This is a genomic window from Streptomyces sp. KR55 (assembly GCF_052245645.1).
GTDB classification, from domain to species: Bacteria; Actinomycetota; Actinomycetes; order Streptomycetales; family Streptomycetaceae; genus Streptomyces; species Streptomyces flavusporus.
The window spans coordinates 1-5,747 of sequence record NZ_JBQQCE010000563.1; the positions used below are offsets into that span (position 1 = coordinate 1).

Here is a 5,747-nt window from a genome sequence, read left to right on the forward strand (position 1 = left end):
ACCCACGACCGCTGGTTCGCCCGCTCCTTCGACCGCTACCTGGTCTTCGGCAGCGACGGCCGGGTCCGCGAGACCCCGGAACCGGTATGGGACGAACGCCGCGTGGAGCGGGCCCGCTAGCGCGGTTCACGTCCAGCGCAGCAGTGCGCCCAGGCCGCCCGCCGGTACGTCCTGCTCGCGTGCCGCCTCGGCCGGGGTCAGTGAGATCGCCGGTGCGGCCGTCGCCACCGCCGAACGGATCAGCGCGTCGTCCGCGCGGGCGGACCAGGAGTGCTGCTCGCCGAGGATCTTCAGGTCCGTACGGCGCACCGCCAGCTGGTCCGGGTCCTCCCCGACCCACACCTCGCGGTGCGTGTCGGGGCCGTCCGGGCGGACGACCAGCTCATCGATCCGGCGCTCCCGGGCCGCCTCGATCACTGCGGGCACGCCCTCCGCCGCCTGCGCACGGGCCGCCAGGAACCGTTCCAGCTCGGCCTCGGCATGCCGGCGCACATGGGTGGCGCGGGCCTCCTCCACGTCCGCGTCGAGGAGCCGGCTGCCCGTGCCGTGCGGGGCCTCCACCACCCGGTCGTGCAGCCGCTGCGGCAGCCGCTCGTGCACGGCCCGCCGCTCCCGGTCCTCGCCGACCAGGATCAGCAGATCGGCCAGGGTCTCCTCCTGGCACACCGCGAGCGCGTCGGCGATCTCCGCCGCGTTGTGCTCCCAGGTGTTCTCCACCCGCAGCTGGAAGTGCCGCTCCGACCAGTCCACGCTGCTCGTACGGTGCACCGGCCACTGGCGTCCGGCGACCGAACCGGCCTTCTCCCGGACCAGCGCGCTGCGCAGCTCGAAGTCGGCGCCCTTGCGGTCGACGTACGCCACGACGGCCACGGCGTCCTCGCCGGTCAGGTCGAGCAGCGGGGCGGCGCGGGGCAGCGGCGCCCACTGCGCCCAGCCGCCCTGCGGGGCGCGGGCCAGCGGCGGGTCGAGGACCACCTCACCGGCGCGGGCGAACAGGGCCCGGCCGTGCGGCTCCGGCGAGTGTTTCAGCTCCTCGATCGCGTCGCGTACGGCCCGGCAGGTCGCCTCGTCGGTGCCCTGACCCGCGAGTTCCCGGGACATCGCCTCGGCCGTCAGATGCCGCTCGTGGGGCGTGTCCTCCGCGTGCCGGGAGAGGTCGACGTACACGGAGGCCCAGGGCCCCGGATGTTCGTAGAGTGGATGCAGGAACGCGAGATCCATGGCTCCCTCCCGGTTGCCGCTCGGGGGTAATGCTTGCCGGGCGGGTACCCGTACCCCATGAATGAACACAATGAGCGGGGCACCACCATGACCGGAGTCGAACCGGGTCGGCTGGACGACCAGCAGCTCATGAAGGAGCTGGAGACCATCCACCGCACGCGCCACGACACCCTGCTGTACGGCTCGAACGACGCGCTGCGCGCCCACAACGAACGCATGGCCCAGCTGGAGGGCGAGTACCTGCGCCGCAATCCGCGCCGCTTCGTCTCCCCGGGGCGCACCCGTGAGGGCGCCCGGGAGCGGGCCGCGGTCTGTGACGGGTCCGGCGGACGGCAGACCCCGGTCGGGAAGTGGGGGCAGGGCGCCGCCGCGACCGAACCGGGCCCGGACCGCAGCCCCGGCACGTGACACGACGGCGGGACGGCCGGTCCCCTGACGACCGTCCCCTTTCGGCCGGTCCTGTTACGCCGTCTCCTTCGCGAACACCTCCAGGAACGCCGCGCAGAACGCCTTGAGGTCGTTCGGCTTGCGGCTCGTGACCAGCTTGTTCGAGCCGTGGTCGCAGACCTTGACCTGTTCGTCCACCCAGGTGCCGCCCGCGTTGCGGATGTCGGTCCGCACGCTCGGCCAGGAGGTCAGCACCCGGCCCCGTACGACGTCGGCCTCGACCAGCGTCCACGGCGCATGGCAGATCGCGGCGACCGGCCGGCCCTGCTCGAAGAAGTCCCGGACGAACGCCACGGCCTTGGGGTTCATCCGCAGGAAGTCGGGATTGGCCACACCGCCCGGCAGCACCAGGCCGTCGAAGGAGTCGGCCGACGTCTCGCCCACCACCTCGTCGACGGCGAACGTGTCCGCCCTGTCGAGGTGATGGAAGGCCTGCACCTCGCCCGGCTTCGTCGACACGAGCACGGGATCGTGGCCGGCCTCGACGGCTGCCTGCCAGGGGTCGGTCAGCTCGACCTGTTCGACGCCCTCGGGTGCGGTGAGAAACGCGATGCGCATGACGGTTCACCGTCCCTTCGTCACACCGGTCCCCGGATGTCGGGGGCGGCCGGGTGGAGGCCGTGGTCCGGTTCGGCCCGGCTGATGTCGGCGAGCGCGCTGTCCGGGTCCTGCGCGACCGCCAGGTCCCCGAGACTCACCATTCCCACGGGGAGGCCGTTCTCCACGACCGGCAGCCTGCGTACGGCCTTCTCGCGCATCAGCGCGACCGCCGTCGACACCGGGTCCTGCGGCGACACCATGACGGGGTGCGGTGTGCACACCGACCGTGCGCTCACGGTGAGCGGATCGAGACCCTCGGCCACGGCACGCACCGTGATGTCACGGTCGGTGAGTATGCCGACCACCTGCTGTCCGTCGGCCACCACCACATCGCCGATGTCCTGGGCGCGCATCAGCTGCGCCGCCTCCACCACCGAGGCGTCCGGACGGACGGCGACCACGCCCGGCGTCATCACCTCCCGCACGAAATCGGCCATCATGGCCCCTCCTCCCGTCGCTCACCGCGCGTCAGGGCCTCCGCCAGCTCCTGGACGTTGCCGTAACGCGCCGAACGGGGCAGTCGCCGCAGCGGCTCGATCAGGGCGTCGGGCACGTTCCGGCGGCGCAGGGCGCTCATCAGCTCGCCCGGTCCCGCGGGAAACGCGCTGCGGCCCAGAATGCGGCCCAGCTCCAGCCGGATCTCCGCAAGGGAGCCCGGCATGGCCGGCCCGCCTGCGATCCGGAGATCGTCCTCGGCCACGGGCTCGGGATCGTTCCACTCCTCCGTGCGGGTGGGGTGGCCCGACCTGAGCAGCCCCTGCAGTTCGTGCTTCATCTCCTCGTCCCGGTGGACGCTCAGCCGGTCACTGCCTCGCTGCATGTCGTGCTCCAGATATTCGGGGGTGCGCACCGCGTACCCGGAGGGCGGGCGGCGACACCGGCACGGCGCCGCACAACCGCCTACTTCTTCTGCCGGCCCGGCAGGAACTCCTGCACCTTCGCCTTCAGGCCCTGCTTGATCATGGAGCCGCGGTCGGCGTCGCCCTTCAGGATCGACGCGGCCGTCGCCTCCATCTGCTCCCATGTCGCGTGCGGCGGGATCGGCGGCACCGCCGGGTCCGTGAGGAACTCGATCACCGCGGGACCGTCGGCCTCCAGACCGGCCCGCCAGCCCGCCTCGACGTCCCCCGGCTTCTCCACGCGCACGCCGGTCAGGCCCAGGGAGCGGGCGAAGGCGGCGTACTGCACGTCCGGGATCTCCTGCGAGGGCAGGAAGGACGGGGCGCCCTCCATGGCCCGCATCTCCCACGTCACCTGGTTCAGGTCATGGTTGTTCCAGACGCCGACCACCAGCCGCGGATCCTGCCAGCGGTCGAAGTACTTCGCCGCCGTGATCAGCTCGGCGAGCCCGTTCATCTGCATCGCCCCGTCCCCGACCAGCGCGATCGCCGGCCGGTCCGGATGGGCGAACTTCGCGCCGATCGCGTACGGCACGCCGCAGCCCATCGTCGCCAGCGTCCCGGAGAGCGAGGAGCGCATGCCGGGCCGCATCGTCAGGTGCCGGGCGTACCAGTTCGCGGCCGACCCCGAGTCGGACGTGATGATCGCGTCGGCCGGCAGCAGCGGGTCCAGGGCGCTGGCCACGTACTCCGGGTTGATCGGATCGGCCGACAGCCCCGCCCGGCGCTCCATCACCTCGCGCCAGCGCGTCACGTTCGCGCACACCGTGTCGAACCACTCGCGCCCGCGCTCGCCGTCCAGCAGCGGGATGAGCCGCTGGAGGGTCTCCCTGGCGTCGCCGACGAGATTCACCTCGTACGGATAACGCATCCCGACCATGTGCGGATCGATGTCGATCTGCACCCCGCGCGCCTTGCCGAACTCCGGCATGAACTGTGTGTACGGGAACGAGGAGCCGATGGTCAGCAGCGTGTCGCAGTCCCGCATCAGCTCGTACGACGGACGGGTGCCCAGCAGACCGATCGAGCCGGTGACGTACGGCAGTTCGTCGCTGAGCACGTCCTTGCCGAGCAGCGCCTTGGCGACGCCCGCACCGAGCAGCTCGGCGATCCGCTCCACCTCCGACCGTGCGCCCGCCGCGCCCTGGCCGACGAGAATCGCCACCTTGTCACCGGCGTTGAGGACGTCCGCGGCCCGGTGCAGGGACTCCTCGGAGGGAATCGCCGTCCACGCGCTGCGGTCCAGGCTGGAGGGCACCATCTTGAACTCGTGGGTGGGCGGCGAGTAGTCGAGCTCCTGCACGTCGCCGGGGATGATGACCGCGGTGGGGGAACGGCGGGCGTACGCGGTGCGGATCGCCCGGTCCAGCACGTTCGGCAACTGCTCCGGAACCGTCACCGTCTCCAGGAAGTCGGAGGCGACGTCCTTGAACAGCGCGTGCAGGTCCACCTCCTGCTGGTACGAGCCGCCCATCGCGCTGCGGTGCGTCTGGCCGACGATCGCCAGCACCGGAACATGGTCCAGCTTGGCGTCGTACAGACCGTTGAGCAGGTGGATCGCGCCCGGCCCCGAGGTCGCCGCGCACACTCCGAGACGGCCGCCGAACTTGGCGTAGCCGACCGCCTGGAACGCGGACATCTCCTCGTGCCGGGACTGGATGAACCGCGGCCGGTCGTCGGCGCGGCCCCAGGCGGCGAGCAGCCCGTTGATCCCGTCGCCGGGGTAGCCGAAGACGTGCTCCACACCCCACTCGCGCAGCCGCTGCAGGACGTGGTCGGAGACCTTGGTGCTCATGTGAGGCGTCCTTCCGGACGTAGGAAGTGAGTCGCGTAAGGGGGTGTCGGCAGGGTTGTCGGCATCCCTACGAGTCACCCCCCGCCCCTGTGGAAAACCTGCCGGGTGCTTGCCGACCGGGCCGGGGGCGGATCACCCACACGAGCGTTGACGTCCCGCCAATGGGGTCCCGCCGCGCGCGTCCCCATTGACGGGAGGGCTGTGATGGCTGTGGGGACGCGGTCCTCGTGCCCCCGTCGCCGTCGGTCCGATCGGTCCAAGGAGTCCGTCCCATGCGCCCAAGCAGCGCCCGTGTCCTGTCCGTCGCCATTCTGGCCGGGGCTGTGCTGGCCAGTGCCGTTCCCGTCGCCTCGGCGGATCCGGCTGCGGAGGTCAGACCCGCCGCCAGCCGACCGGGCGGCAGCGTCACCATCTCCGTGTCCTGCGATCCCTTCGGAGGGAAGGCGCCCGCCACTGTGGTGGCGAAGTCCAAGGCGTTCGCCGGGGGGACCCTGAAACTGAGCCTGGTGCCCGGCAACGACAACGCACTGTCCGGGCCCGCATACCGGGGGACCGCCCGCATCCCGCCCGCCGCGAGCCTCCCGGCCCTCCCGCCCCCTGCTGGATCGGCTGCTCCGCCTCCCGGTGGATCGGCTGCTCCGCCCCCTGCTGGATCGGCTGCTCCGCCTCCCGGTGGATCGGCTGCTCCGCCCCCTGCTGGATCGGCTGCTCCGCCTCCCGGTGGATCGGCTGCTCCGCCTCCCGGTGGATCGGCTGCTCCGCCCCCTGCTGGATCGGCTGCTCCC

6 protein-coding genes are annotated in these 5,747 nt (G+C 72.0%); 1 reads left to right on the top strand and 5 read right to left on the bottom strand.

Annotation, left to right across the window (positions count from 1 at the left end):
• Positions 1 to 126: 126 nt before the first annotated feature.
• Positions 127 to 1,221 (bottom strand): baeRF2 domain-containing protein, encoded by a 1,095-nt coding sequence (locus ACTWQJ_RS45265; RefSeq protein ID WP_443312215.1) that lies wholly within the window; start codon positions 1,219 to 1,221, stop codon positions 127 to 129.
• Between the two features lie 57 nt (positions 1,222 to 1,278).
• On the opposite strand from ACTWQJ_RS45265, the gene ACTWQJ_RS45270 reads away from it, so the two are divergent.
• Positions 1,279 to 1,629: a DUF6158 family protein gene (locus ACTWQJ_RS45270; protein ID WP_443312216.1), complete on the top strand. Its 351-nt coding sequence runs from the start codon at positions 1,279 to 1,281 to the stop codon at positions 1,627 to 1,629.
• A gap of 54 nt (positions 1,630 to 1,683) precedes the next feature.
• Here the strand turns inward: ACTWQJ_RS45270 and ACTWQJ_RS45275 are convergent, their stop codons facing one another.
• The 4 genes from ACTWQJ_RS45275 to ACTWQJ_RS45290 all read right to left on the bottom strand — a co-directional run bounded on the left by ACTWQJ_RS45275 (position 1,684) and on the right by ACTWQJ_RS45290 (position 4,962).
• Positions 1,684 to 2,226: a type 1 glutamine amidotransferase domain-containing protein gene (locus ACTWQJ_RS45275; RefSeq protein WP_443312217.1), complete on the bottom strand. Its 543-nt coding sequence runs from the start codon at positions 2,224 to 2,226 to the stop codon at positions 1,684 to 1,686.
• Between the two features lie 20 nt (positions 2,227 to 2,246).
• Positions 2,247 to 2,705 (bottom strand): CBS domain-containing protein, encoded by a 459-nt coding sequence (locus ACTWQJ_RS45280; RefSeq protein WP_443312220.1) that lies wholly within the window; start codon positions 2,703 to 2,705, stop codon positions 2,247 to 2,249.
• A complete protein-coding gene (locus ACTWQJ_RS45285; protein ID WP_443312218.1) occupies positions 2,705 to 3,088 on the bottom strand; it encodes a DUF2795 domain-containing protein in 384 nt (127 codons plus the stop codon). Before ACTWQJ_RS45285 ends, ACTWQJ_RS45280 begins: the two co-directional genes overlap by 1 nt.
• Before the next feature lie 80 nt (positions 3,089 to 3,168).
• A complete protein-coding gene (locus tag ACTWQJ_RS45290) occupies positions 3,169 to 4,962 on the bottom strand; it encodes a thiamine pyrophosphate-requiring protein (protein ID WP_443312219.1) in 1,794 nt (597 codons plus the stop codon).
• Positions 4,963 to 5,747: the final 785 nt, after the last annotated feature.